We start from the raw sequence: 1,240 nt of genomic DNA on the forward strand, positions 1-1,240 counted from the left end.
GCCGGTCAGCGTAGGCGGCAGGCTTCCTGTACCAGCTCGGTGCTGCCGCGGCGTGTCGTCGGCAGTGCTTCTATAGCAGACAGTCGCGCTCACTGGCGCGCAGCGGTTCGATCCGGCCTAACTGTCGAGCCAGCACTTCAAGTGTCGCCTCGGATGCGTCGCGCCTTTTGGCCAGCCGGCCGCGGACGCGCGCGCGCAAGACCGCCGGCTTTGCTTGTGGCGCGACGATGAAGAAAGCGACTCCCTCTTGCGTAGCCAGGGCGCGAAAGACATCGCGGCGGGCGCGTTCGAGGAAAGCGGCGTCGACGATAACGGACCAGCCGGCAGCGAGCAATTGCTGCGCCAGTCCGTGCAGACGGCGGTAGGTGAGTTCACTGGCGTTCTCGGCATAGATGCCCCCGTCCAGAGGTGAGTCGCTGCTGGCTGACGCGGCAAGTTCGAACAGACGCTTGCGTTCGACGTCCGAGCGCAGGCGCAGCGTGCTTGCCGTCGGGTCGTGCAGGATCAGACGGCGCGACGCGCGGCTCTTGCCGCAGCCGGTGACACCGTGGGTGATGATCAGCCGTGGCGGCGGTGGCTGGACCAGGCGCTCGGCAAGCGCGAGGTAGTGGCGCGCGTGCGCGAGGTCGCCGCTGCTCTGGATGGCGCGGATCGCCGCCACCTTGGTGCGCACCAGCGCACGATAGACGGCGTAGAAGCGCAGCACGTGCGCCGCCTCATAGTCGCCGCTGCAAGCGAGCCACTCGTTGAGCAGCCAGCCGGCCAGCCCTGGCTGATTGTGATCGAGCAGATCGATGTAGGTGAAAGCGATCTCGCTGGCGACGTCTAGCCAGCGCAGATCGTCGCTGAACTCGATGCAGTCGAACAGCCGTACGCGGCGGTCGATCAACACCAGGTTGCCCAGGTGCAGATCGCCATGGCATTCGCGTACCCGCCCGGCTGCTCGACGGGCGGCGAAACAGGGTGCCAGGCGGTCGCCTTCCGCACGGGTCCACTCAGCCAGCCGGGCCAGTCGCCCGCGGTCTTCGTCGTTCGGCAGCAGCGGCGCCAGTTCGTCGAAGTTGGCAAGGGCCGGTGCCAGAACCTGCGCGGGCTTTCCGTAGTGCGTCTGTGGTGGCGCGATCGCCGCCTGTTCGTGGAACGCGGCCACCTCGGCCACAAGGTCCGAGATCAGCTGCCGATGCAGTTGGCCGCGGGCGCACAGGCGGTCCAACTGGCCCGCCTGTGCGAAGCGGCGCAT

The 1,240-nt window shown here is 67.7% G+C and carries 1 protein-coding gene; it reads right to left on the reverse strand.

The window, feature by feature from the left end; translation table 11 throughout:
• Positions 1-70: 70 nt before the first annotated feature.
• On the reverse strand, positions 71-1,240 hold a 1,170-nt coding region (locus tag RUW20_RS18480), incomplete at its 5' end, for an AAA family ATPase (protein WP_313953687.1).

It is taken from the genome of Accumulibacter sp., assembly GCF_032229525.1.
In the GTDB taxonomy this organism is placed as follows: domain Bacteria; phylum Pseudomonadota; class Gammaproteobacteria; order Burkholderiales; family Rhodocyclaceae; genus Accumulibacter.